This window comes from Pantoea sp. EKM20T (genome assembly GCF_011800485.1).
In the GTDB taxonomy this organism is placed as follows: domain Bacteria; phylum Pseudomonadota; class Gammaproteobacteria; order Enterobacterales; family Enterobacteriaceae; genus Pantoea; species Pantoea agglomerans.
In genome coordinates this window covers 1-24,078 of sequence record NZ_JAALFW010000008.1, presented here as the reverse complement: position 1 = coordinate 24,078, position 24,078 = coordinate 1, and the positions used below count along the sequence as shown (strand labels likewise).

21 protein-coding genes are annotated in these 24,078 nt (G+C 55.7%); 8 read left to right on the top strand and 13 right to left on the bottom strand.

What is annotated here, in order from left to right:
- Positions 1 to 94: 94 nt before the first annotated feature.
- The 10 genes from atpE to ravA all read right to left on the bottom strand — a co-directional run bounded on the left by atpE (position 95) and on the right by ravA (position 11,671).
- Positions 95 to 334 carry a F0F1 ATP synthase subunit C gene (atpE, locus tag HFD94_RS14740; RefSeq protein ID WP_003849523.1) on the bottom strand — a complete coding sequence of 80 codons (240 nt, stop codon included), beginning with the start codon at positions 332 to 334 and terminating at the stop codon, positions 95 to 97.
- A gap of 105 nt (positions 335 to 439) precedes the next feature.
- A complete protein-coding gene (gene atpB / locus HFD94_RS14735) occupies positions 440 to 1,258 on the bottom strand; it encodes a F0F1 ATP synthase subunit A (RefSeq protein ID WP_010258863.1) in 819 nt (272 codons plus the stop codon).
- 8 nt (positions 1,259 to 1,266) lie between these two features.
- Positions 1,267 to 1,647 (bottom strand): F0F1 ATP synthase subunit I, encoded by a 381-nt coding sequence (atpI, locus tag HFD94_RS14730; protein WP_010258861.1) that lies wholly within the window; start codon positions 1,645 to 1,647, stop codon positions 1,267 to 1,269.
- A gap of 711 nt (positions 1,648 to 2,358) precedes the next feature.
- On the bottom strand, positions 2,359 to 2,976 hold the full coding sequence (rsmG, locus tag HFD94_RS14725; RefSeq protein ID WP_010258859.1) for a 16S rRNA (guanine(527)-N(7))-methyltransferase RsmG: 618 nt from the start codon (positions 2,974 to 2,976) through the stop codon (positions 2,359 to 2,361).
- Positions 2,977 to 3,024: 48 nt separating this feature from the next.
- A complete protein-coding gene (gene mnmG, locus HFD94_RS14720; protein WP_064703217.1) occupies positions 3,025 to 4,914 on the bottom strand; it encodes a tRNA uridine-5-carboxymethylaminomethyl(34) synthesis enzyme MnmG in 1,890 nt (629 codons plus the stop codon).
- A 432-nt stretch (positions 4,915 to 5,346) separates the two neighbouring features.
- Entirely contained in the window at positions 5,347 to 5,787 is a 441-nt protein-coding gene (gene mioC, locus HFD94_RS14715) for an FMN-binding protein MioC (protein ID WP_010258855.1), read from the bottom strand.
- A gap of 155 nt (positions 5,788 to 5,942) precedes the next feature.
- Positions 5,943 to 6,404, bottom strand: a complete 462-nt coding sequence (asnC, locus tag HFD94_RS14710; protein ID WP_003849496.1) for a transcriptional regulator AsnC — start codon at positions 6,402 to 6,404, stop codon at positions 5,943 to 5,945.
- 103 nt (positions 6,405 to 6,507) lie between these two features.
- Positions 6,508 to 8,646 carry a 5-histidylcysteine sulfoxide synthase gene (gene ovoA, locus HFD94_RS14705; protein ID WP_122889772.1) on the bottom strand — a complete coding sequence of 713 codons (2,139 nt, stop codon included), beginning with the start codon at positions 8,644 to 8,646 and terminating at the stop codon, positions 6,508 to 6,510.
- A gap of 71 nt (positions 8,647 to 8,717) precedes the next feature.
- On the bottom strand, positions 8,718 to 10,178 hold the full coding sequence (viaA, locus tag HFD94_RS14700; RefSeq protein ID WP_010672185.1) for an ATPase RavA stimulator ViaA: 1,461 nt from the start codon (positions 10,176 to 10,178) through the stop codon (positions 8,718 to 8,720).
- Positions 10,175 to 11,671, bottom strand: coding sequence for an ATPase RavA (gene ravA, locus HFD94_RS14695; RefSeq protein ID WP_010258850.1), 1,497 nt, complete (start codon positions 11,669 to 11,671; stop codon positions 10,175 to 10,177). The genes viaA and ravA overlap by 4 nt, the downstream gene beginning before the upstream one ends.
- A 291-nt stretch (positions 11,672 to 11,962) precedes the next feature.
- On the opposite strand from ravA, the gene kup reads away from it, so the two are divergent.
- Positions 11,963 to 13,831 carry a low affinity potassium transporter Kup gene (kup, locus tag HFD94_RS14690; protein WP_010258849.1) on the top strand — a complete coding sequence of 623 codons (1,869 nt, stop codon included), beginning with the start codon at positions 11,963 to 11,965 and terminating at the stop codon, positions 13,829 to 13,831.
- Between the two features lie 15 nt (positions 13,832 to 13,846).
- On the opposite strand, the gene qseC is transcribed toward kup, so the two are convergent.
- Both qseC and qseB read right to left on the bottom strand, forming a co-directional pair.
- A complete protein-coding gene (gene qseC / locus HFD94_RS14685; RefSeq protein ID WP_081114160.1) occupies positions 13,847 to 15,202 on the bottom strand; it encodes a quorum sensing histidine kinase QseC in 1,356 nt (451 codons plus the stop codon).
- Positions 15,190 to 15,861, bottom strand: coding sequence for a quorum sensing response regulator transcription factor QseB (qseB, locus tag HFD94_RS14680; RefSeq protein ID WP_010258847.1), 672 nt, complete (start codon positions 15,859 to 15,861; stop codon positions 15,190 to 15,192). Before qseB ends, qseC begins: the two co-directional genes overlap by 13 nt.
- A gap of 162 nt (positions 15,862 to 16,023) precedes the next feature.
- Between qseB and HFD94_RS14675 the strand changes: the two genes are divergently transcribed.
- From HFD94_RS14675 to rbsR, 7 genes are all read left to right on the top strand, one after another.
- A complete protein-coding gene (locus tag HFD94_RS14675) occupies positions 16,024 to 16,431 on the top strand; it encodes a YgiW/YdeI family stress tolerance OB fold protein (protein ID WP_010258845.1) in 408 nt (135 codons plus the stop codon).
- 182 nt (positions 16,432 to 16,613) lie between these two features.
- Positions 16,614 to 17,033, top strand: coding sequence for a D-ribose pyranase (rbsD, locus tag HFD94_RS14670; protein WP_050679987.1), 420 nt, complete (start codon positions 16,614 to 16,616; stop codon positions 17,031 to 17,033).
- 7 nt (positions 17,034 to 17,040) lie between these two features.
- On the top strand, positions 17,041 to 18,549 hold the full coding sequence (rbsA, locus tag HFD94_RS14665) for a ribose ABC transporter ATP-binding protein RbsA (RefSeq protein ID WP_083070461.1): 1,509 nt from the start codon (positions 17,041 to 17,043) through the stop codon (positions 18,547 to 18,549).
- Entirely contained in the window at positions 18,546 to 19,517 is a 972-nt protein-coding gene (gene rbsC, locus HFD94_RS14660) for a ribose ABC transporter permease (protein ID WP_010258841.1), read from the top strand. The genes rbsA and rbsC overlap by 4 nt, the downstream gene beginning before the upstream one ends.
- Before the next feature lie 25 nt (positions 19,518 to 19,542).
- Complete coding sequence (rbsB, locus tag HFD94_RS14655) at positions 19,543 to 20,418, top strand: ribose ABC transporter substrate-binding protein RbsB (protein ID WP_052270980.1); 876 nt, start codon at positions 19,543 to 19,545, stop codon at positions 20,416 to 20,418.
- A 62-nt stretch (positions 20,419 to 20,480) separates the two neighbouring features.
- Positions 20,481 to 21,410: a ribokinase gene (rbsK, locus tag HFD94_RS14650; RefSeq protein ID WP_167433253.1), complete on the top strand. Its 930-nt coding sequence runs from the start codon at positions 20,481 to 20,483 to the stop codon at positions 21,408 to 21,410.
- Between the two features lie 13 nt (positions 21,411 to 21,423).
- The gene (gene rbsR, locus HFD94_RS14645; RefSeq protein ID WP_033744275.1) at positions 21,424 to 22,407 is read left to right on the top strand and encodes a ribose operon transcriptional repressor RbsR; all 984 of its coding nucleotides are present in this window, start codon (positions 21,424 to 21,426) and stop codon (positions 22,405 to 22,407) included.
- On the opposite strand, the gene mdtD is transcribed toward rbsR, so the two are convergent.
- Positions 22,404 to 23,804 carry a multidrug transporter subunit MdtD gene (mdtD, locus tag HFD94_RS14640; RefSeq protein ID WP_010258829.1) on the bottom strand — a complete coding sequence of 467 codons (1,401 nt, stop codon included), beginning with the start codon at positions 23,802 to 23,804 and terminating at the stop codon, positions 22,404 to 22,406. The two genes, rbsR and mdtD, sit on opposite strands and share 4 nt — an antisense overlap.
- Between the last annotated feature and the right edge of the window lie 274 nt (positions 23,805 to 24,078).

The following is a 24,078-nucleotide window of genomic DNA, read 5'->3' as shown; positions in this document are numbered from 1 at the left end:
TCTAGATTGAGTATTTAACTTTTCTGCCGTTATCAACGATAAGCGGCAGAATCCGTTCACCCTTGCACATTGTGCGCTGAGTGAACACAGGGCTTTAGGCGACAGCAAACATCACGTACAGACCCAGACCAACAGCGATCATCGGGATTGCATCCACCAGACCCATTACAACAAAGAACTGCGTACGCAGCAGAGGAATCAGGTCAGGCTGACGAGCAGCGCCTTCCAGGAATTTTCCTCCGAGGATGCCGATACCGATCGCAGCACCGATTGCCGCCAGGCCCATCATCACAGCGGCAGCCATGTACAGCAGATCCATATTCAGGTTTTCCATGACAGTCTCCAGTTTGTTTCAGTTAAATGCTCCCTTCATCTTCCGGGCTTCAGCGGTGTGCGCTGCAACCCGAAATCAAGAGGGAAAGTAGTGTTGAGAAAAAAATCAATGTTCTTCAGATGCCATCGACAGATAGACAATCGTGAGGACCATGAAAATGAAAGCCTGTAGCGAAATGATCAGGATGTGGAAAATGGCCCACGGCACATTCAGCACCCACTGCGACCACCACGGCAACAGACCGGCAATAAGGATAAAGATCAGTTCACCCGCATACATGTTACCGAACAGTCGTAAACCCAGTGATACAGGCTTAGACAGCAGGCTCACACCTTCCAGAATCAGGTTGATCGGGATGAAGATCGGGTGGTTAAAAGGCTGCAGCGTCAGCTCTTTAGTGAAGCCGCCAATGCCTTTCATTTTGATGCTGTAGAACAGAATCAAAATAAATACGCCCAACGCCATAGATAGCGTGATGTTCACGTCTGCAGACGGTACGACGCGCAGCGCCGGTAACCCCAATACGTGCTCGCCAATATATGGCAGCAAGTCGATTGGCAGCAGATCCATGAAGTTCATCAGGAAGACCCAGACAAAGATTGTCAGAGCCAGCGGGGCGATAAGTTTGCTCTTACCGTGATACATGTCGCGCACGTTACTATCGACGAAACCGACAACCAGTTCGATAGCCGCCTGCATTTTCCCTGGCACACCGCTGGTGGCAGATTTTGCCACGCTACGGAACAACACCAGGAAGATGATTCCCAGCACCATAGAGAAAAACATGGAATCGATATTTAATACCCAGAACGTCGCGGGAGCGTCGTGCGGATTCACTATCTCGAAGGTACGCAGGTCCAACTGAAGATGAGTCAGGTGGTGACCAATGTACTCTTGCGGAGTAGAGATTTCTCCTGCAGCCATGATGCCTCTTACCCTTTGTTGTTAATTACCGCCGGTGCCAGCATTTGTACCACCAGCACCGATAACCAGGTTATTCCGACCGGCCAGAAAACCGCTCCGAATAGACCCAACGCCACAATGAGCAAAATGATGGTCGCAAACACTTTGGCTATTTCACCCAAAGCGAAGCTCCACGCGACTCGCCCCGAAGCTGGGGTTTGCCCCTGCAGGCGCCAGGCTAAAAACAAAAACAATACGTTTGGCAGCCAGGCTGCCGCACCGCCAGCAAGAGCAGAGAGACCCCAGATGACATCTTTAAGAGCAAAGAGTGCACCGATGATGACTATCGTCACCAGCTGAATCATCAGCACCGTTCGGGCGTATTTTACACTGTAAAGAGACACTGACATGACGCTGATACTCTCCTGCCCCGTTAGGGGTATGTCGCGTGTCGTATAAGACTGCCTTTGCGCAGTTGAGTCAAGCAGCAAAAGCCGTGCAAATTATACGGGCCGCACCTGCGATTTCAATCGGTAAGTAGCGAAAAGGTGAACAATTATTTAAATTTCTTTCCGGAGGGCTATTTTTCCAAAGATTACCCTGCAGAGATTCACCCTAATCTGACTGAAAATTCTCTCGCAACTTGCTTTTAAAGCGTGCTTTAGATCACATAATAAGCACTTTCACTACACTGAGTTTTATCTTCGCGCTATTTAAGAACAATCTGTATTACAAATTAACTCAATAAAATCAAAGTATTGAAATTATAAAAATGCATCTGCAAGACTATTTTCACAGAAAACACGCTATTGACATCGAACTGTGCTTAAGAATCGTGTAATTGATATTACGCACGCAAAGTTATTACCGCGATATATTTTCTGCCGTGACTACTTTTATTCAGCGACCCGCCTATACAAGTGATATTTCTGATAACTGAATGTGAATTAAACGTTAAATGTAACAGAGCTTTTCGGATAATTTCCGTCAGCGTTTTAACCTTCGGTCAGCCAGGGCTTAATCAAAATCTTTTATTGATAGCGCATCATCTGCACTTTTTTCATCCCTTAACTGACGAAAAAAGCTGGCTGATAAACGCTAAATATCTGCCAGTTGAAAGCCTACTGGTGACGAAGAATGACCAGATGGCGGTCACCTTCCAGCTGCGGTACCTGCAGCTTAATCACCGCGTCAGAGACATAGCCTGCCGGTAACTCCGCAATTTCGTCGTCCGGGCGCACGCCTTTCAGCGCGAAGAAGCGCCCTTCTCTTCCCGGCAGATGATGACACCAGTTCACCATGTCGGTCAGCGAGGCAAATGCACGACTGATGACGCCATCAAAGGGCGGCTCAGCCGGGAACGCCTCAACCCGGCTCTGCACCGGAGTAATGTTAGTGAGTCCTAACTCATGCTGAACCTGACGCAGGAACCGCACCCGCTTGCCCAGGCTGTCGAGCAACGTAAAGTGCGCATCAGGCATCACGATAGCCAGCGGAATGCCAGGCAGTCCAGGTCCGGTTCCCACATCAATGAAACGTGAGCCTTGCAGATGCGGCGCCACCACGATGCTGTCGAGGATATGGCGTACCAGCATCTGTTGCGGATCGCGCACTGATGTCAGATTGTAGGCTTTGTTCCACTTATCCAGCAGGCCGACATAGGCAACCAGCTGCTGTTTTTGTTGATCGGAGAGGGAAATACCGGCTGCCTGTAGCAGCGACGTGAGTGTGTTGATCACAGCATAAGTCCATTCAGCGGGGGCGAGTCTCCTCGCCCCGTTTTCAGATCAGGCGCTTTTACGCAGCAGACCCTGTTTTTTCAGATAGATAAGCAGAATTGAGATGGCCGCCGGCGTAATACCGGAGATACGCGTCGCCTGACCAATCGAACTCGGTTTGTGATCGTTCAGCTTGGCGATCACCTCATTAGAGAGGCCGTTCACCTGGCGATAGTCGAGCTCCACCGGTAACAGTGTGTTCTCGTTACGCAGCTGGCGATCGATCTCTTCCTGCTGACGGGCGATATAACCTTCATATTTAACCTGAATCTCAACCTGCTCAGCGGCCTGCTCATCAGCCAGTGCCGGACCAAAGGCATCCAGCGTCATCAGCTTCAGATAGGTCAGCTCAGGACGGCGCAGCAGATCTTCGCCGCTCGCTTCTTTGGTCAGCGGCGCGCTGAGTACCGTATTCACTTCCGTCACGTGCTCTGACTTCGGATGGACCCAGATATCGCGCAGACGCTGACGCTCCTGTTCAATCGCTTCCAGCTTCTGATTGAAACGCGCCCAGCGCGCATCATCCACCAGACCCAGTTCACGACCGGTTTCGGTCAGACGCAGATCGGCATTGTCTTCGCGCAGCATCAGACGATATTCAGCACGGGAGGTAAACATCCGGTACGGCTCTTTGGTACCGAGCGTGCAGAGGTCATCAACCAGTACGCCCAGATAAGCCTGGTCACGACGTGGTGCCCAGCCCTCTTTGTCCGCAGACTGACGGGCGGCGTTCAGCCCCGCCAGCATCCCCTGCGCAGCGGCTTCTTCGTAACCGGTTGTGCCGTTGATCTGGCCGGCAAAGAACAGGCCGTGAATAAATTTGCTCTCCAGCGTCAGTTTGAGATCGCGTGGATCGAAGAAGTCATACTCGATGGCATAGCCCGGACGCACGATCTTCGCATTCTCCATGCCCTGCATGGAACGAACGATCTGAATCTGCACGTCAAATGGCAGACTGGTTGAGATGCCATTCGGGTAGATCTCATTGCTGGTCAGCCCTTCCGGCTCCAGGAAGATCTGATGCGAGTCACGATCGGCAAAGCGCATCACTTTGTCTTCGATCGACGGGCAGTAGCGTGGACCGATCCCCTCGATGATCCCGGCGTACATCGGGCTGCGATCCAGATTATTGCGGATCACCTCATGGGTTTTCTCATTGGTGTGAGTGATCCAGCACGGTACCTGCTGTGGATGCTGAGACGCATTGCCCATAAACGAGAACACCGGCATCGGGTTATCGCCGTGCTGCGGGCTGAGCACTGAAAAATCGATGGTGCGCGCATCGATACGCGGTGGCGTACCAGTCTTGAGGCGGTCTACCCGCAGCGGCAGCGCACGCAGTCGTTTTGCCAGCGGAATGGACGGGGGATCACCTGCGCGACCGCCACTGTAATTATCTAGACCGATATGAATTTTGCCGTCAAGGAACGTGCCGACGGTGAGGACGACGGTTTTCGCGCGGAACTTCAGTCCCATCTGGGTGACTGCACCCACCACACGATCGTTTTCCACAATAAGATCGTCGACCGCCTGCTGGAAGATCATCAGATTGGGCTGGTTCTCCAGTGCCGTACGCACTGCCTGGCGATAGAGCACGCGATCCGCCTGAGCACGGGTTGCCCGCACTGCCGGACCTTTGCTGGCGTTTAGTATCCTAAACTGGATACCCGCCTGGTCAATCGCACTGGCCATCAGACCACCCAGGGCATCCACTTCCTTCACCAAATGTCCTTTGCCAATCCCACCAATCGCCGGGTTACAGGACATTTGTCCAAGCGTATCAATGTTATGGGTGAGTAACAGGGTTTGCTGACCCATTCGGGCTGCCGCCATTGCGGCTTCGGTGCCCGCATGACCACCACCAATTACGATGACGTCAAAAGGATCCTGATAAAACATGAAGTGGTACCTCGGTTGATGAACTTGCAGGATCGTCGTCCTGGGGCGTGGATTCTACTCAAATTCCGTCTGGGGTGAAAGCCGCGGGATCGTCCGGTTTTAAAAGAAAGGATCTTAGATCTGTATATGATCTTTCTGTTAGATCTCTTATTAGGATCCCGCTTTTCTGTGGATATGTGCCAGAACCACAGCAGAAACAACAGGATGAAGAGGATCACTACCTGTTAGTGATCGGTGATCCTGATCCGTATAAGCTGGGATCAAAATGGCATGTTATCCACAGCTCAAAATTCATTCTACGGTTGTTCTTTGGATAACTACCGGTTATACGCAGTAAAAGAGGGTAGTTATCCACAAAATAAACGAGCGGAAAAGGATAAAATCAGCATCTTCCACTGGGGATCGTCACTATTTCGCGATCCCCAGCCCCCTTCAGATCGCCTTTTTCCAGCTTTCCAGCCAGGCTTCCGCGGGATCTTCAGGGATCTCATGCTCCAGCACATCAATCTCCAGACGATCGCCGATCTGGCGGGCACCCTGAGCAATTAACAGGGCCTCAATCTGGCGGATCGCGCCACAAAAGAGATCATATTCATGATTGCCGAGTCCGATGGCACCAAACCGGACCTGCGAGAGATCGGGCTGGCTTTCCGTGATGGCTTCGAACAGCGGCAGCAGGTTATCGGGAATATCGCCTGCACCGTGAGTTGAACAGACCACCAGCCAGATACCCTCATGTGGCACTTCATCCAGCTCCGGGCCATGCAGCATCTGCGTTGAGAAGCCCGCTTCCTGTAATTTTTCTTCCAGATGTTCAGCCACATACTCTGCGCTACCCAGAGTACTGCCACTGATTAAGGTAATATCGGCCATCTTGCTCTCCCGGACATTAAGGCGAGCATTGTACGCTGTGATCAAGCGGTGATCCACCTGTGGACAACAGGGTTAATAGATTATGAGAAGCGAACGCAGCCGTTGCCAGCCGCCACATTCGTCAGGGATAAGATTATGCACAAGGCGGAGAAGGATCAGGGCTTGATAGTGCGCATGATCGGGTTTTGCAGCGAGATCAGCGTTTCCGTCGACTGAATTTCATCTATGGTCTGGATCTTGTTGATCAGCACCTGTTGCAGGGCATCAATGGATCGGCACATCACCTTAATAAAGATGCTGTAGTGGCCGGTGGTGTACCAGGCTTCAACCACTTCATCCAGCGCATCCAGTTTGCTCAGCGCCGCCGGATAGTCACGCGCGCTCTTAAGGATGATGCCGATAAAACAGCAGACATCAAACCCCAGCTGGCGCGGATCGATATCAACCCGGGTGCCCAGGATAATGCCCGCCTGCTTCATCTTCTCCACGCGGACATGAATGGTGCCGGGGCTGACGTTAAACTGTTTTGCCAGCTCGGCGTAAGCAGTGCGCGCATTGTCGAGCAGGGCATTCAGAATGCCGCGATCCAGGTTATCGAGCTGCAGATGTTCGGCCATGGCCATCCTCGTTATTGGTCTGCTTAAGTAAACAAGGATGAATGTGCAGCAAAATAGTGGTTCAGGCAACTCCCGGCAGCGACGGGCGTCGCTGCCGGTTCACTTAGCGTTTGCGCCAGACGGTGACCTGCGCCAGCGTGTGCTGGAACTTGCGGGCCGTTTCGCGGATCACAAACGGTTTATCCTGCGGTTCATCGACCAGGTCGAAGTCGGCCGCCAGCAGACGTTGCAGTGCCTGCAGCGTCGTCAGTGCCTCACCGTTTTCACGCACGCCGCCCAGCCAGTTCTCCTTCGGCGTGAAATCCTCCAGCCAGGTATAGGGCGATGAGAGCACCAGAATACCGCCCTGACGCAGCATCGGTGTGACATCCCGCAGGAAGCGTGCGGGCTGACGCAGGCGATCGATCAGGTTGGATGCAAGTACCAGATCGTAACGGGCGGGTTGCGGCTTAAGGTTACAGGCGTCGCCCTGAACAAACTGAATCCGCTGCGCCAGTTCGCTCTCCAGCGCGAAATCTTTCAGGCGAACCTGGCGATACTCCACCAGATCGCCTTCCTGTGGCAGGAGATAACGGAAGTCTTCGCCGCTGGCCAGCTGAAGCGCCACATCGATGAAGCGCGCCGAGTAGTCCATGCCGGTGACACGTTCAAAGTGGCGGGCCAGTTCAAAACTGGCGCGTCCGGTGGCACAGCCGATATCCAGTGCCTCGCCGCGTGCTGTGGTGTAGTTCAGCGCCAGGTTTACCAGGCTTTCGGCATAGTTATCCACGCCGAAATAGCGCGGGCCATACTGGAAGTCGAGGTATTGCGACACCATGGCGTCAGATTCATACGGGTTCAGCGCCATGGTTTCCTGATGGCTGGAAACCACGTAGCGGAAACCGGCATGCTGGAAGAAGTGGCGGCGGAACGCATAGCGTGCCGATTTCAGCGCTTCGTTGCCGGTCGATATCCAGCTACCGCCTTTGATCAGCGAATGTTTGCCATCAAAGGTCGGGGTAGAGAAATCATCGTAAAGCGGGTGGACTTTAAAATCTTCAAAGCCGTTGGTCGGCGTGGTCGTCCACTGCCAGACGTTACCGACGATATCGAAGAAGTCGCCCTGGGCGAAGAGATCGACCGGTGAAGAGGAAGCCCAGTATGCAAGGTTAATGTTGCCCGGTGCCCGATCCCAATCCGGCTGATCGCCCGCGACCTGTTCGCGCAGCTGAGCCCACTCCGCTTCACTGGGGAGCTGAACACTCATTCCGGTCTGATCCGCTTTCCAGCGGCAGAAGGCCGCCGCTTCCAGCTGGTTAACCTCGGCTGGCCAGTCCCACGGCATCGCGACTTCTTCACACATCAGACGCAGTTTTAGCTGATCGGGCATCGCAGGCGTGCCGACCCAGAAGGTGGGCATCTCCGCTTTTGCAAACTGACACCAACCCCAGCCTTCGTCATCCCACCAGCGAGCGTCCTGATAACCCCCCGCCTCAACGAACGCCAGGAATTCCGCGTTGCTGACCAGCATTTTGCTCGCCCTGAACGGCTGCAGCGCGATCTGCTGGCGGCCATATTCGACATCCCAGCCATAGGTATCGTCGGTTTTACCCAGCGTGACGGTGCCGCCGGGCATCGGCAGCAGGGTATTGGCCGGAACAGCCTCGCGCTGGTGGCGCGCCATCGGGCAGACCGGCCACGCGGGCTGGGGTTTCACCCACCCGACCGGTAACTGGCGTATCAGTACGCTGGACGTTTCCAGATGAATACGCTCATGCTCAATGCCCATCAGGATCACCCAGGCCGGACTCTCCCAGGTGATCGGCAGAGTCAGCGGCAGGGTCTGGATCAGATCGCTGACCAGCGCTTTAACGCGCCCGCGGTATTCGCGGACTTCTTCGACAGTGGGCCAGTCATAGTGGCTGTCGTTGAGATCGTCCCAGCTCATCTCATCCACACCAATCGCCATCATCGCTTCGATACGATCGTCCAGACGCGCGTCGATAAGGCGTCCGGCCATCAGCTTATTAATGTAGAAGGTAGCGGTGTGGCCAAAATAGAAGATTAAAGGATGGCGCAGCGGAATGGCTTTGGTAAACCAGGCCTGGGAATCGGCCAGACAGGTAAACAGACTTTCATACTGTTCCCAGGTCTGGTGGAAATAGGCCAGCAATTCGGCACGTTTTTGTTCAATGTTATGGCCGGAGAGCAGTAGCGTTCGCGTCGGCGCAGGCAGATCGCGATGAGGTTGAGCAAGCGTCACAGGAAGCTCCAGATTGCTGAGTAAGTGAAACGGTAATTTACTATAGCAAATATGCATTTCTGCCCGATGACTTAACGCCGCCAGTGACGCAGCAGACGGCTTTTCATGCCGGTATCGAAACGCCAGATATGGTCGAAGATGCGCAGAATGCCTGGTTTCCCGTGGGCCGACATAGCCACGGCGTGAAAACGTTGCTGATTATTTCGCTGACGCGTTTTAATGGTCCCGATCACCTCTTCCGGCAGACGCTGGGCAATAAAATCGGAGACGATCACCGCATCGGCTTCCTGCCACAGGACGCCTTCCATTCGGGTCACAACGGAAGAGAGGCAGGCTGCCAGATCGGTGCCGCCGCGAAAGCGCTGACTGAGAAAGCGAATCGCCTGTTCCAGCCCGTCATCACCGGTCAGTTCGTAGCCGATCACCTCGTGCGCAAACAGCATGATGTAGCAGCGACGGCGATCGGCCAGCGCGACTTTCAGCAGCGCCAGACAAAACGCTTTGGCGCAGCGCTCATTGAAGCCACCCATCGAACCCGAGGTATCGACGCAGACGATGAAAGGCCCGCGTGGCTGCTCTTCATGCTGCTGGTGGCTGGCCGGACGCATCGTGACCTTTTCATGCCAGGCATCGCCCTGCAGCTTGTAGGTCAGCAGCCGTTTCTCTACCAGCCGCCGGTAAAACTCCAGCTCCAGCTCACTGATACTCAGCGCAGCTAACTCCGGCGGCAGCAGACGCAGCACGTCATCGCTCTGGTGAATGCCGCTGACCTCCTCCGGCACGGCCGCAGGTTCCTGCACCATATGGTGAAAGGCCTCCATAGGGGCATCCTGCGACGGCACCGATTTTGCCTCGCGGCTGCGACCCAGCTGCTGGGCCAGTTTCAGCAACTCCGGCTGCTGCGCCAGAAAGTCGCCATATTGCAGCATCAGCTGATAGTCGCCAGGCTGCAGTGACGCTTTGCTCATGTCCCACAGCCGGCCAGCGGCGGCTTCGTCATCGTCGCCAAGAATCGGTGCCAGCTGACCGCTCAGCGCCATACGCTGCTGCAGTTCCGCCAGCAGGCGTTCGCGCTGCTGTTCCAGCAACGTCTGATTCAGCGTCAGGGTCTGTAAGGTCAGGCTCAGCCGCCAGCGCTGTAGAAAAAGCTGGTGCTGCGCGCTGCTGAGATGGCTGATATCGGTGTGCTGCAGCAGCCGGTTGGCTTCATCCAGAAAAGGGGAAGGCAGGCTTTCAAGCGCCTGAAGCGTGGCATTCAGCTGGTGGCTGAATTCACGATCGCTGAGGAGTTGTACCCGCTGGAACAGCTGAAACTCTTCGGCCAGCGTGGCCGGAACCGGCGTGGCTTTGAGCTCAGCGTTGATCTCCGCTCGCCAGCGTGGCACATCGCGCAACAGTGCTTTTTTCAGCCCGGGAAACTTTTCAAAAAACAGCGCCAGCTGTGGAGACGCCAGCAGGGCAATAATCAGCTCTTCAATCAGTTCGGTTTCACCCACGGAGAGCAGTGTGCTGAGCGTCTCCAGTGGGATCATTTACGCGCCTGTTTCAACTGTTCCGCCACATCCTGCAGGCTGGTTTCAACCCGCGCCAGCCAGTCATCACTGATAAACAGGCAGCGCTGGTGCTGGCTGAACAGATGACGCTGCGACCGCAGTTCACTCTCCAGTGCATCCAGCGCTTCGGTGATCTCTCCGGGCAGCGGCTCGCTGTTGCTGACGCCAGGCAGTGTCAGACGCGACGATTGCAGGCTGACATCACGGATAGCCAGGCAGTGCTGTGCATCCACCTGTAAATCCAGACTCTGCGCAAAGCCAATTCCATTGAGCTTGCCGCGAACCTCGCCCCCTTTCTGCAGCCACTGGTTCAGTGCATCACGCGCGATCACCAGATGTGTCACCTGCATGTCATGCAGCATCAGCGGCTTTTGCAGCATCAGCGTCAGTTGCTCATCAGTGAAGCTTTCCGGCAGATCGTAATGGGGTTTGCGACTGAACATCCCACTGTGTTTTTCCAGGGTGATCGCCTGTGCGATGCTCTGTTGCTGCTGCAGAGCCATGCGACGCGCTTTTATCTGATGCAGTTTCAGCAGCATCGGCTGCTGCTGCCAGGCGTGCTGTGTCATCAGCTGATCGATTTCGCGCTCCAGCAGCTGCATGGACGCGACGTCGTGCCAGAGGCAATCTTTCAGCAGGATCAGGTCTATCGGCGCAATGGCGCTGCGGCCACTGTAAAAGGCGCTGGCCTGCAGCAGATGAATAGCTTTTTTCCAGCGACGATCGGAAATATAGGGCGCAGCGGGCTGGCTTTCCAGTTGCTGGCGCAGCTGATAAATCAGCTCGAACACCGCATCCGGGAGGCTGACCTGACTGATGCCGAGCTGCCACTGCGCATACTCCTCATCACTGATGCGCAGGGATTCCGCGACCGGATTGGTGTGCTCATCCTGCTGATGGGTCAGCATGCTGCGAAAGTTCTGCTTCTCATGCACATTATCCAGCCACAGGCGGATTAGCATCCGGTCATAGAGCGCTTCAAGGCCGCTGTCCGCTTCCGGCATTTCATTGGAGGCGGTGACCAGCAGACGCATCGGAATGGCCTCTTCGCTGTCGCCATTGCGGAAGCGGCGTTCGTTGATAGCGGTCAGCAGGGTATTCAGAATCGCCGGGCCGGCTTTCCAGATCTCATCCAGAAAAACAATCTCCGCGTCGGGCAGATAACCTTTAGTGAGGCGCTGATAGCGCCCTTCATCCTTCAGTGCCTGAATAGATAGCGGGCCAAACACCTCTTCCGGTGTGGAGAAACGGGTCATCAGATATTCAAAGGCGCGGGCGTGCTGAAAGGCATATTTCAGGCGGCGGGCAATCAGGCTCTTGGCGATGCCGGGCGGTCCCAGCAGGAATACGCTTTCACCGCTCAGCGCTGCCAGCAGGCAAAGGCGGATGGCATGATGTCGCTCATACAATCCTTTTTCTAACGCATTGCTAAGGCGAGAAATTCTTTCTGCCAAAAGATGGGGTTGAGCCATAATCACTTCAATGTCCTTACGATCGTCGGGCCGCCGCGCTTCAGCAAGCGCCTTACTCTATAGATCATCATGCGTGAAAGCGTTGATAGCTGTCAGCTTTTTTGTTTCATAAGGTTTGCCTGCTTTGAAAGCGGCGCTGATTAACGCTTTAATGCCTGAAACCACCCCGTTACCCTGGCAGACAGGCGAAGCGGGTATAGGAATTTTCGGCAAACCGTGCATACTGTGCGCTTTTTGATGGCCTGAGCGAGGGGTTGTTGCGCCTCTTAGACTCCAACAAAAGATAACTCTATGAGCTCGGATAATAAGCAGTCACTTCGCGGATTAACGCTGGCCGCTATTGGTGTTGTTTACGGGGATATCGGCACCAGTCCGCTGTATACCTTGCGTGAATGTCTCTCCGGACAGTTCGGCTTCGGCGTTGAGCGGGAAGCGGTGTTTGGCTTTTTGTCGCTGATTTTCTGGCTGCTGGTGCTGGTGGTATCACTGAAGTACATCAGTTATGTGATGCGCGCCGACAATGCCGGTGAAGGCGGTATTCTGACACTGATGTCGCTGGCGGGCCGCCATACGGGTGCACGCGCCACGGCAGTGCTGGTGATCATGGGCCTGATTGGCGGCAGCTTCTTCTATGGGGAAGTGGTGATCACGCCGGCCATTTCGGTGATGTCAGCCATTGAAGGCCTGGAGATTGCCGCGCCGTCGCTGGATCCCTTTATTGTGCCGATGTCGATTGCGGTGCTGACGCTGCTGTTTGCGATTCAGAAACATGGCACCGGCATGGTGGGCAAACTCTTCGCGCCGGTGATGCTGGTGTGGTTCCTGGTGCTGGCGATCCTGGGGGTCAGCGGCATCATGAAAAACCCGGAAGTGCTGCATGCGCTGAATCCCGCCTATGCGGTCGAGTTCTTCCTGCACTATAAATCTGTCTCATTCTTCGCGCTTGGCGCGGTGGTGCTGGCGATTACCGGGGTTGAAGCGCTGTATGCCGATATGGGTCACTTCGGTAAAGTGCCGATCCGACTGGCCTGGTTTTCGGTGGTGTTGCCGTCGCTGGTCCTGAACTACTTTGGTCAGGGCGCGCTGTTACTCAGCGATCCCAAAGCGATTAAAAACCCCTTCTTCCTGCTGGCGCCGGACTGGGCGCTGATCCCGATGCTGATTCTGGCGACGCTGGCCACGGTGATTGCCTCGCAGGCGGTGATCTCCGGCGTCTTCTCGCTGACGCGTCAGGCGGTGCGACTGGGTTATCTGCCGGGGATGCGTATCATCCACACCTCTGAGCGCGAATCGGGCCAGATCTATATTCCGGTGATTAACTGGGTACTCTACTTCGCCGTGCTGATTGTGATTATCAGCTTTGAGCATTCAAGTAATCTGGCCGCGGCCTACGGTATCGCCGTCACCGGCACCATGGTGCTGACCGCGATGCTCTCCTGTACCGTGGCGGTTAAAAACTGGCACTGGAATAAGCTGGCGGTTGCCGTCATCCTGGTACTGATGCTCTGTATCGATGTGCCGCTGTTTACCGCCAACCTGGTGAAAATCTTCTCCGGTGGCTGGCTGCCGCTCTGTCTCGGCCTGGTGATGTTTATCATTATGACGACGTGGAAAAGCGAACGTTTCCGCCTGCTGCGCCGCATGCACGAGCATGGCAACTCCCTGGAGGCGATGATCGCGTCACTGGAGAAATCGCCGCCGGTTCGCGTGCCGGGCACGGCGGTCTATATGTCGCGTGCGCTGAATGTGATTCCGTTTGCCATGCTGCATAACCTCAAACACAACAAAGTGTTGCATGAGCGGGTGGTGCTGCTGACGTTGCGGACAGAAGATGCGCCTTACGTGCACAACGTGCGTCGCGTGACGATTGAGCAGCTGTCGCCCACCTTCTGGCGGGTGGTGGCCAGCTACGGCTGGCGCGAAACGCCAAACGTCGAGGAGATTTTCCACCGCTGCGGGCTGGAAGGGCTCAACTGCCGCATGATGGAGACATCGTTCTTCATGTCGCATGAGTCGCTGATTATCGGCAAACGGCCGTGGTATCTGCGCCTGCGTGGCAAACTCTTCCTGGCGCTGCAGCGCAATGCGCTCCGTGCGCCAGACCAGTTTGAGATCCCGCCAAACCGGGTGATTGAGCTGGGCACCCAGGTCGAGATTTAATCTGCAGCGCCCGCCTTACGGGGCGGGCGCTGACCAGCGCAGCATAACGCATAATCCGCCGCCCGAGCGCTGGCTGAAGCTGACCTGCATCCCGTGCAACTGGGCGATATTGCGGACTATCGATAATCCCAGCCCGCTTCCGCTTTTCTCCTGACCTGGCGGTCGCCAGAAACGTTCACCAAGCCGTTGCAGATCGGCTGCACTCAGACCTTCGCCGTTATCCTCTACCGACAGGCTATTCGCCTGAAGCCGCACATCAACTTCGCTGCCCGCTGGCGTATAGCGAATGGCATTATCCAGCAGATTACGCACCAGCAGTGACAGTAACAGCGGATGCCCCTGAATCTGCGGATCGGCGTCAGCATGCAGCCGCAGCGTGACACCCGTTTTATCCGCCAGCGGCAGCTGTGCAGCCAGCGTCTCCTGGACCGTGCGTTTCAGCGCCACCGTTTCGAAGGCGCTGCGTGCATCATCAGCTTCAACCCGTGAGAGCGTCAGCAGCTGATCCACCAGCCGGGTTGCGCGGATAATGCCGGCATCCAGTTGCTGCAGCGCATGGCTTCGCATCACTTCATCATCCGCAGTCAGCTGGATCACCTCGCTTTGCACCTGCAGCGCCGCCAGCGGACTGCGCAGCTCATGTGCGGCATCAGAGGTAAAGCGCCGTTCACGCTGCATCATTGCGCTGATGCGGCTGAACAGACCATTGAGCGCGACCATCAGCGGTTGCACCTCTTTCGGCACGCGGTCTGCCTGCAGCGGCGTATCATCATCGGGTGCGCGCTGCGCCAGCTGCTGTGCCAGCGTCTTCAGGGGGCGCAGTTCAGACCAGACCAGACCGATCAGCAGCAGCAACATAAAGGGCAGCGCGATCAGCCAGGGCAGCATGCTGGCTTTCATCAGATCCCGCGTCATGTCGTCACGGTATTCGGACTCCTGACCCACCACCACCCGGAACTGCTGGTCGGGCGTAGTCAGCCAGACAAACCGCCAGCGATCGTCATCATTGGTGAGCTGACCCTCATGAAATCCCTGATACTCCGCCTCAAACGGCAGGTAGCGGCCATTGTCACCATCATTCATCACCTGCCGGCCGTCGCGCGTGAAGACGGCAAAGGCCAGGGCGTCGTCATCCTGATCGCCGCGATGGTGGCGCAGTATCTCTTTGGTTTTAGGCAGAGTGGCGTTGTCCAGCGAGGAGAAATCCAGCGTCAGCAGACGCTTGGCCAGCAGCATCTGCTGGGTATCGAAGAGCTCATCAAGGGTTTCACGTGTCTGATGCCAGGCACTCAGGCTGGCGCTGGCCCAGCAGATCCCGAGCAGCAGCACAAAACCGATACCCAGCCGCAGAAACAGGCTCATTGATCGCATTCAGCCGCTCCCAGGGTATAACCGACGCCGTGCAGCGTGCGGATAAACTGGCTGCCCAGTTTTTTACGCAGATGATGAATGTGAACCTCTACCGCATTGCTGGAGACATCGGCGTCCCAGTTGTAGAGCTTCTCTTCCAGCTGGCTGCGTGTCAGCACCCGGCCCGGGTTTCGCATAAACAGTTCCAGCAGCGCCAGTTCACGGCTTTTCAGCGCAATCGCCTCACCTTCGCGCATCACACTATGGCTGCCGGGGATCAGCACCACATTACCGTGCCGGAGTTCGGGCTGCAGCTGGCCATGACGGCGGCGGATCAGCGCCTGTAAGCGAGCAGCTACTTCGGTTAAGGCAAAAGGTTTACACAGATAGTCGTCGGCGCCCAGCTGCAGGCCTTCGACCCGCTGATCGAGCGCATCGCGTGCGGTCAGTATCAATACCGGTACATCTTTGCCCTGCTGTCGCCACTGCCGCAGAATATCGAGCCCATCCCGCTCGGGCAGTGAGAGATCCAGGATCACCGCATCCCAGGGCGCGGCCTCCAGCGCGTTAAAGCCCGCCTCACCAGAGGTAAACCAGTCAACGCTGAAGCCCAGTTTACTCAGCCCCGCCTTGATACCGTCGCCAATTAAACGATCATCTTCAATCAGTAAAATACGCATCACGTCTCCCTGTTCCGATAGCGCTTTATACGAAGCAACTTCCTGCTTGTACAGCTGATTTCGGCGAAAATAGCTTATTTTTGCCTCTTAAGAAGCTGTTAAGAACTTTATGGTCAACTAAGCTCAACAAGACGAACCACATCATGGAAAAGAGGTGACAAAATGAAAAAGCACGCTGCAATTCTGGCCGTCGTAATGCTGGCTTCCGCCCCGGTTTTCGCTGCACAGCAGGGTGGATTTGTTGATCCCAGTGCGCCAGCCGCACAGACGCAGGCAGCAGCCGGTCAGGGTGGTTTCAGTGCCGATCACACCAGTGTGGTGACCGTAAAGCAGGCTGAAGAGATGAAAGATGACAGCTGGGTCACCGTGCGCGGTAAGCTGGAGAAACAGATCGGCAACGAAGATTATCTGTTCCGCGACCAGACCGGCACCATGAAAGTCGAAATCGACCACAAGCACTGGAACGGCCAGACTATCTCACCTAAAGACAACGTCGAGCTGACGGGTGAACTGGATAAAGATTTCAACAGCATTGAGATGGACGTTAAGCAGGTTAAGAAACTGCCTTAATCCTCTCCTCCGGGGCCGCGTTCGCGGCCCTTTTTTCAGCCCGTCCCCCGACTTAATACAAATTTCTCCCCGCGTGAGCGAAACGTTTCGATAGCGATCACAGATTTCTTCTTTGCCGGTTGAGTTGATGGCGGCTTTTCATACACTCCTGACAGCGAAACGTTTCGCTGTGGAGTGAAAAGATGAAAAAAGGTCGCTTGTTAAACGCTGAACTCTCTCATGTGATTGCCCGCCTGGGACACACGGATACGCTGACGATTGCTGATGCAGGCTTGCCGATTCCGGCCGGACCGCAGCGCATCGATTTAGCGCTCACGCCGGGTACGCCCGATTTTATGCAGGTGGTTAATGCTGTCGCACTGGAGATGCAGGTAGAGAGCGCCCTGATTGCGGAAGAGATTAAGCAGCATAATCCGCCACTTCATAGCGCGCTTGTCGCCGTGCTCGAAGCCTTGCAACAGCACCAGGGGAATATCATCACCATCAGCTACACCAGTCATGAACAATTCAAACAACAAACGCAGCGTAGTCAGGCGGTCATTCGCAGCGGAGAGTGCTCTCCGTTTGCGAATGTCATCCTCAGCGCCGGTGTGACCTTCTGAGGCCGCTATGCAACCTTTACTGCAACTCGACGGCATTGAAAAATCCTTTCCGGGTGTGAAAGCCCTCAAGGGGGCGTCGCTGAATGTCCGGGCAGGACGCGTGATGGCGCTGGTGGGCGAGAACGGCGCAGGCAAGTCCACCATGATGAAAGTGCTGACCGGCATCTATCAATATGATGCCGGTACGCTGCGCTGGCTGGGCAAAGAGACCCGTTTCAGCGGGCCGAAAGCGTCTCAGGAAGCGGGTATTGGCATCATTCATCAGGAACTGAACCTGATCCCTCAATTAACCGTGGCGGAGAATATTTTTCTCGGCCGCGAATATGTCAGCCGTTTTGGCCGTATCCAGTGGCCGCGCATGTATGCCGAAGCTGATGCGCTGCTTAAACGGCTTAATCTGCGCTTCAGCAGCCACAAGCTGGTGGGGGATTTGTCGATTGGCGATCAGCAGATGGTCGAAATCGCCAAAGTCCTGAGCTTTGAGTCGCAGGTGATCATCATGGATGAGCCGACCGATGCGCTGACTGATACCGAAACGCTGTCGCTGTTCCGGGTGATCAACGAACTGAAAGCGCAGGGCTGCGGCATCGTCTATATCTCGCATCGCATGAAAGAGATCTTTGAGATCTGCGATGACGTCACGGTGTTCCGCGACGGTCAGTTTATTGCTGAACGCCCGGTCAGCGAGCTGACTGAAGAGAGCCTGATCGAGATGATGGTCGGCCGTAAGCTGGAAGATCAATATCCCCATATTGATCAGGCACCAGGCGACGTGCGGCTGAAAGTGGAAAACGTCAGCGGACCGGGCGTGGATAACGTCAGTTTCAGCCTGCGCAAAGGTGAAATCCTCGGCGTGTCTGGCTTGATGGGCGCGGGCCGTACCGAACTGATGAAGGTGCTTTACGGCGCCCTGCCGCGTCGCGAAGGCACACTGTGGCTCAATGGTCGGGAAGTGGTGACGCGCTCACCGCAGGATGGGCTGGCTAACGGCATCGTCTATATCTCCGAAGATCGTAAGCGCGATGGCCTGGTGCTGGGCATGTCAGTAAAAGAGAACATGTCGCTGACAGCGTTAGGCTATTTCAGTCACGGCAGCGGCACGCTGAAACATGCGGCAGAGCAGCTGGCCGTGGGCGACTTTATCCGGCTGTTTAACGTTAAAACGCCTTCAATGGAGCAGCCCATTGGTCTGCTTTCGGGCGGCAACCAGCAGAAAGTGGCGATTGCCCGCGGGCTGATGACCCGGCCTAACGTACTGATTCTGGATGAACCGACACGCGGTGTGGATGTCGGCGCGAAGAAAGAGATCTATCAACTGATTAACCAGTTTAAAGCCGAAGGGCTGAGCATCATTCTGGTCTCCTCGGAAATGCCGGAAGTGCTGGGCATGAGCGATCGGATTCTGGTGATGCATGAAGGCCGTATCAGCGGCGAATTTACCCGAGAAGAAGCCACTCAGGAGAGCCTGATGGCCGCCGCCGTAGGCAAGCAACACAGCGAGGATTTAGTGGTATGACGACTCAAACTTTACCTGCCAGCCGTCGCTGGTTTAGCAAAAGCTGGCTACTGGAACAGAAGTCGCTGATTGCGCTGATGGTGCTGATCGCCGTGGTGGCCAGCCAGAGCCCGAACTTCTTTACCGTGGCGAACCTGTTCAACATTCTGCAGCAGACCTCGGTTAACGCCATTATGGCGGTCGGGATGACGCTGGTGATCCTGACTTCTGGTATCGACCTCTCTGTAGGATCGCTGCTGGCCCTGACTGGCGCGGTGGGTGCATCGCTGGTGGGTATGGAGGTCAATGCCCTGGTCGCGGTGGCGGCGTCGCTGGCGCTGGGAGCGGCAATCGGTGCCCTGACCGGCACCATTGTGGCGCGCGGCAAAGTGCAGGCGTTTATCGCCACGCTGGTCATGATGCTGCTGCTGCGTGGTGTCACCATGGTCTACACCGATGGCAGTCCGGTAAACACGGGTTTTAATGCCAATGCCGATCTGCTGGGCTGGTTTGGTATTGGTCGTCCGCTGGGTATCCCTGCGCCGGTCTGGCTGATGGCGCTGGTCTTTATTGCTGCCTGGTACATGCTGCAGCACACCCGTCTTGGTCGCTATATCTATGCGCTTGGCGGTAATGAAGCGGCAACGCGTCTCTCCGGCATCAATGTGAATCGCGTCAAAATCATCGTCTATTCACTGAGTGGCATGCTGGCGGCGCTGGCAGGCACCATTGAAGTGGCGCGCCTTTCTTCGGCACAGCCGACAGCGGGTACCGGCTATGAGCTGGATGCGATTGCTGCGGTCGTGCTGGGCGGAACCAGCCTGGCAGGCGGTAAGGGCCGTATTTTCGGCACCCTGATTGGCGCGCTGATTCTCGGCTTCCTGAACAACGGCCTGAACCTGATGGGCGTCTCTTCGTACTACCAGATGATCGTTAAGGCGGTAGTAATCCTGCTGGCGGTGCTGGTAGATAATAAAAGCAGTAAATAACTCTGACCTTACACAGGATGACATGATGAAAAAGTTAACCGCACTGGCCGTGATCCTTGGCGCAACGCTCAGTACCAGCGCTATGGCCAAAGATACTATCGCGCTGGTGGTTTCAACCCTGAATAACCCGTTCTTTGTTTCGCTGAAAGAGGGTGCGCAGAAAGAAGCGGACAAGCTGGGCTACAACCTGGTGGTGCTGGATTCACAGAACAACCCGGCGAAAGAGCTGGCTAACGTGCAGGATCTGACTGTTCGCGGCACCAAATTGCTGCTCATCAACCCAACCGACTCTGATGCTGTGGGCAATGCGGTGAAGATGGCTAACCAGGCGAACATTCCGGTTATCACGCTGGATCGCGTTGCGGCACAGGGCACCGTTGTCAGCCACGTCGCCTCCGATAACCGTTTCGGCGGTAAAATGGCCGGCGACTTCATCGCCAAAAAAGTCGGCGAAAGCGCCAAAATTATTGAACTGCAGGGCATTGCCGGGACTTCTGCCGCCCGTGAGCGTGGCGAAGGCTTCAAACAGGCCGCTGATGCGCATAAATTCCAGATCCTCGCCAGCCAGCCTGCCGATTTTGACCGTACCAAAGGTCTGAACGTCATGCAGAACCTGCTTCAGGCACACCCGGACGTTCAGGCCGTATTCGCTCAGAACGACGAAATGGCACTGGGTGCACTGCGTGCGCTGCAGACCGCCGGTAAAACTGGTGTGATCGTCGTTGGTTTTGACGGTACTGCTGATGGCGTTAAAGCGGTAGAAGGTGGCAAACTGTCCGCGACCGTGGCACAGATGCCAGACAAAATTGGCATGATCGGCGTAGATACCGCTGATAAAGTGCTGAAGGGTGAAAAAGTGAAGGCGATCAATCCGGTCGACCTGAAGCTGGTCACTCAATAACTCAAAGAAAAGCAGGGCACTGCGCCACCCTCCTGGTGGCGCACTTATTCCGGACTCCCCTAATGAGCAAAAACGCAAAACTGGCCGTTCTTGGCAGCATTAACGCTGACCACATCCTTAATCTGGCGCACTTTCCTCGTCCCGGTGAAACGGTGATCGGGCAGAATTATCAGATTGCGTTTGGCGGTAAGGGTGCGAATCAGGCTGTCGCCGCCGGTCGTGCTGGTGCCGATATCGCATTTATCGCCTGTGTGGGCGCTGACGACATTGGTGAACGTGTTCGTCAGCAACTGGCCCAGGACAATATTGATACCACGCCAGTCGAAGTGGTCGAGGGTGAGTCAACCGGCGTGGCGATGATTTTCGTCAATGCTGACGGTGAGAACAACATCGGCATCTACTCCGGTGCAAACGCGGCGTTAACACCCGCCTGCGTGACACGCCATCAGCAGGTTATCGCCGACGCCGATGCACTATTAATGCAGCTGGAATCACCGCTGGAAAGTGTGCTGGCCGCCGCGACGCTTGCCCGACAGCATCAGACGCAGGTTATTCTCAATCCTGCACCCGCCACCCAGCTCTCAGATGAACTGCTGGCGTTGATCGACATTATTACCCCGAATGAAACCGAAGCCGAGAGTCTGACCGGCATTGCGGTCAGCAACGATGAAGATGCCGCCCGCGCTGCGGCAGTACTGCACGCGAAAGGCATCGGCACGGTTCTGATTACTCTGGGTCGCCGCGGTGTCTGGCTGAGCGAGCAGGGAGAAGGTCAGCGTATTGCTGGCTTCAGTGTTAAAGCTATCGACACCATCGCGGCGGGCGACACCTTTAATGGCGCCTTTATTACCGCGCGGCTGGAGCAGAAAACGATGTATGACGCGGTGCGGTTTGCCCATGCCGCCGCTGCTATCGCCGTTACCCGCTCGGGTGCGCAGCCCTCCGTGCCGTGGCGCGCGGAGATCGATGAATTTTTGCAGCAGCAGGGCTAAGCATTTGAGCACCATGAAAGATGTCGCTCGCCTGGCAGGCGTCTCTACCTCCACTGTCTCGCACGTTATCAATAACAATCGCTTTGTTAGTGAAGGCGTGCGCGAAAAAGTTGAGCAGGCCATCCGCCATCTGAATTACGCCCCCTCTGCGCTGGCGCGCAGTCTGAAAATCAATCAGACGCACACGATCGGTATGCTGCTGACCACCAGTAGTAACCCATTTTATGCCGAAGTGGTGCGGGGTGTGGAGGAGAGCTGCTATCAGCGTGGCTACAGCCTGATTCTCTGTAACACGGCAGGTGATGAAGAGCGGATGAACCGCAGCCTGGAAACGCTGATGCAGAAGCGCGTCGACGGTTTATTGATCATGTGTACGGAAAGTCACCTGCCCTCGGCCGACATTCTGAACCGTTATCCCTCTATACCTGCCGTTATGATGGACTGGGCGCCGTTTGAAGGCCGTGGTGACATTATTCAGGATAACGCGCTGCTGGGCGGGGAGCTGGCGACTCAGCATCTTATCGACAGTGGTTATACCCGCATCGCCTGTATCGCCGGTCCACAGGATAAAACCCCGGCTCGTATGCGCCTGGAAGGTTATCGCAACGCCATGACAAAGAGTGGCCTGGCGATTCTGCCCGGCTATGTGGTGAATGGTGACTTTGAATTCCAGGGAGGCTACAACGGGATGGTCGAACTGCTGGCGCTGGAAACGCCGCCGGAAGCGGTTTTCACCAGCAACGATGCCATGGCGGTGGGCGTTTATCACGCACTCTATCAGGCCGGCCTGCAGGTTCCGCAGCAGATGGCGGTAATGGGATATGACGATATCGAACTGGCGCGCTATCTCACTCCGCCACTGAGTACCATTCATCAACCGAAAGATGCGCTGGGTGAACTGGCGATAGACACCCTGCTCCATCGTCTCAGCAATCCCGACGCCAGTCAGCAAACGCTGGTGCTGACGCCGGAACTGGTGGTGCGTGGATCGGTTTAGCGCTTTTTCTTTTTGTCGCGATTACTGATCAGATTACGGCCATCGCCGTTTTTCAGCAGCATAAAGGTCAGCGCCGACAGTACTGTTACCACGCCCATGGTCATAAACGTGGCGTGGAACTGTGAAATGGTGCTGGTTTCAAACTCCTGGTAGAAGCGCAGCACCGCGGCGCTGACGGCCACACCAAAACTGATCGCTAGCTGCTGAGTCACGGCCAGCACGCTGTTACCGCCGCTGGCGTTATCATCATTCAGATCGGCCAGGGTGATGGTATTCATGGCGGTAAACTGCGTAGACATGGCCATGCCGAGAATAAACAGCGGAAGTAAGAGCACAATGATGCTTTCAGCGGGCGACTGCAGAGAGAAGCTGGCGATCAGAATGCCAATAATGGCGGTAATGCCAACCAGCAGGCGGCGGTAACCCAGCCAGCGCAGCAGTTGCGTCACCGTCGACTTCGCCAGTATTGAACCAATGGCGATAGGTGCCATCATGCAGCCCGCGATAATCGCTGAATAGCCAAAGCCGACCTGCAACATGAGCGGCATCAAAAAGGGCACACAACCGGTGCCAAGACGTGACGCGATGTTGCCACCGATGCCCACTGAGAACGTCCGGGTTTTAAACATCGGCAGATTGATCAGTGGCGAAGGGTGATTTCGGGCATGCACTATATAAAGAAGCAAAAGCACAATCCCGCTGAGTAATATCCCGCCCGCCAGCCAGGCGGAAACAATCCGCTCGCCAAACAGCTCAATCCCAATCGAGATCATCACCAGTCCAGCCCCGAACAATAAGAAGCCGAAAAAGTCGAAGCGGCGCTTCGGCGTGGTGAAGTCCGGCATATATTTGCGTGCGTAGATAATGCCGAGAATGCCAATCGGGATATTAATCAGGAAAATCCAGTGCCAGGTCGCGTAGGTCACCAGCACGCCGCCCAGCATTGGCCCCAGTATCGGGCCAACTAATCCCGGCATGGTGACAAAGTTGAGCACCGGCAACAGCTCACTGCGCGGATAGGCGCGTAACAGCGCCAGTCGCGCGACCGGCATCATCATTGCGCCACCGACGCCCTGTATGATGCGCGAGATGACCAGTACCTGGAGTGTGGGAGAAAGTGCACAAGCGAGCGAGCCCAGGGTGAACAGCGAAACGGCAACGATAAATACCTTGCGCGTGCCGTAGCGATCGGCTAGCCAGCCGCTGACCGGAATCAACATAGCGACAGTCAGGGTGTAACTGATGACGGCGGATTGCATGGCCAGAGGAGAACGGTCGAGGCTGGTGGCGATAGCGGGCAGGGCAGTATTCAGTATGGTGGCGTCGAGTGACTGCATGAAAAAGGCCATGGCAGCTATCCATGGCAAACCAGCCATGCTGCGCGCGGATTTTATCATTGAGTATCCTTCCTGGGGTTATCCTGCGAGAAGAAGCAAAATAATAGCACCCGCATTAAGCAACGGCAGGTCTCTTTACAACGTTTAATGGCGATTTTTGTGCGTTATTCCGTCATGAAACGTCTCTTTTTAAGCCGTTCGTTTAAAAAAGATGCGCTCAGCAAATTAATTCAAAGAAACGCTTGTCAGCCCGCGGAAACTCCCTATAATGCGCCTCCATCGACACGGAACACCGGCAACGGGAAGCGGGTTGAGAGGCACAGGAGACTGCGCC

Excerpts from the sequence above, each read along its gene's own strand:
- atpE (WP_003849523.1), bottom strand. The coding sequence starts at position 334 with ATGGAAAACCTGAATATGGATCTGCTGTACATGGCTGCCGCTGTGATG.
- atpB (WP_010258863.1), bottom strand. The coding sequence starts at position 1,258 with ATGGCTGCAGGAGAAATCTCTACTCCGCAAGAGTACATTGGTCACCAC.
- atpI (WP_010258861.1), bottom strand. The coding sequence starts at position 1,647 with ATGTCAGTGTCTCTTTACAGTGTAAAATACGCCCGAACGGTGCTGATG.
- mnmG (WP_064703217.1), bottom strand. The coding sequence starts at position 4,914 with ATGTTTTATCAGGATCCTTTTGACGTCATCGTAATTGGTGGTGGTCAT.
- mioC (WP_010258855.1), bottom strand. The coding sequence starts at position 5,787 with ATGGCCGATATTACCTTAATCAGTGGCAGTACTCTGGGTAGCGCAGAG.
- asnC (WP_003849496.1), bottom strand. The coding sequence starts at position 6,404 with ATGGCCGAACATCTGCAGCTCGATAACCTGGATCGCGGCATTCTGAAT.
- viaA (WP_010672185.1), bottom strand. The coding sequence starts at position 10,178 with ATGATCCCACTGGAGACGCTCAGCACACTGCTCTCCGTGGGTGAAACC.
- ravA (WP_010258850.1), bottom strand. The coding sequence starts at position 11,671 with ATGGCTCAACCCCATCTTTTGGCAGAAAGAATTTCTCGCCTTAGCAAT.
- kup (WP_010258849.1), top strand. The coding sequence starts at position 11,963 with ATGAGCTCGGATAATAAGCAGTCACTTCGCGGATTAACGCTGGCCGCT.
- qseC (WP_081114160.1), bottom strand. The coding sequence starts at position 15,202 with ATGCGATCAATGAGCCTGTTTCTGCGGCTGGGTATCGGTTTTGTGCTG.
- qseB (WP_010258847.1), bottom strand. The coding sequence starts at position 15,861 with ATGCGTATTTTACTGATTGAAGATGATCGTTTAATTGGCGACGGTATC.
- HFD94_RS14675 (WP_010258845.1), top strand. The coding sequence starts at position 16,024 with ATGAAAAAGCACGCTGCAATTCTGGCCGTCGTAATGCTGGCTTCCGCC.
- rbsD (WP_050679987.1), top strand. The coding sequence starts at position 16,614 with ATGAAAAAAGGTCGCTTGTTAAACGCTGAACTCTCTCATGTGATTGCC.
- rbsA (WP_083070461.1), top strand. The coding sequence starts at position 17,041 with ATGCAACCTTTACTGCAACTCGACGGCATTGAAAAATCCTTTCCGGGT.
- rbsC (WP_010258841.1), top strand. The coding sequence starts at position 18,546 with ATGACGACTCAAACTTTACCTGCCAGCCGTCGCTGGTTTAGCAAAAGC.
- rbsB (WP_052270980.1), top strand. The coding sequence starts at position 19,543 with ATGAAAAAGTTAACCGCACTGGCCGTGATCCTTGGCGCAACGCTCAGT.
- rbsK (WP_167433253.1), top strand. The coding sequence starts at position 20,481 with ATGAGCAAAAACGCAAAACTGGCCGTTCTTGGCAGCATTAACGCTGAC.
- rbsR (WP_033744275.1), top strand. The coding sequence starts at position 21,424 with ATGAAAGATGTCGCTCGCCTGGCAGGCGTCTCTACCTCCACTGTCTCG.
- mdtD (WP_010258829.1), bottom strand. The coding sequence starts at position 23,804 with ATGATAAAATCCGCGCGCAGCATGGCTGGTTTGCCATGGATAGCTGCC.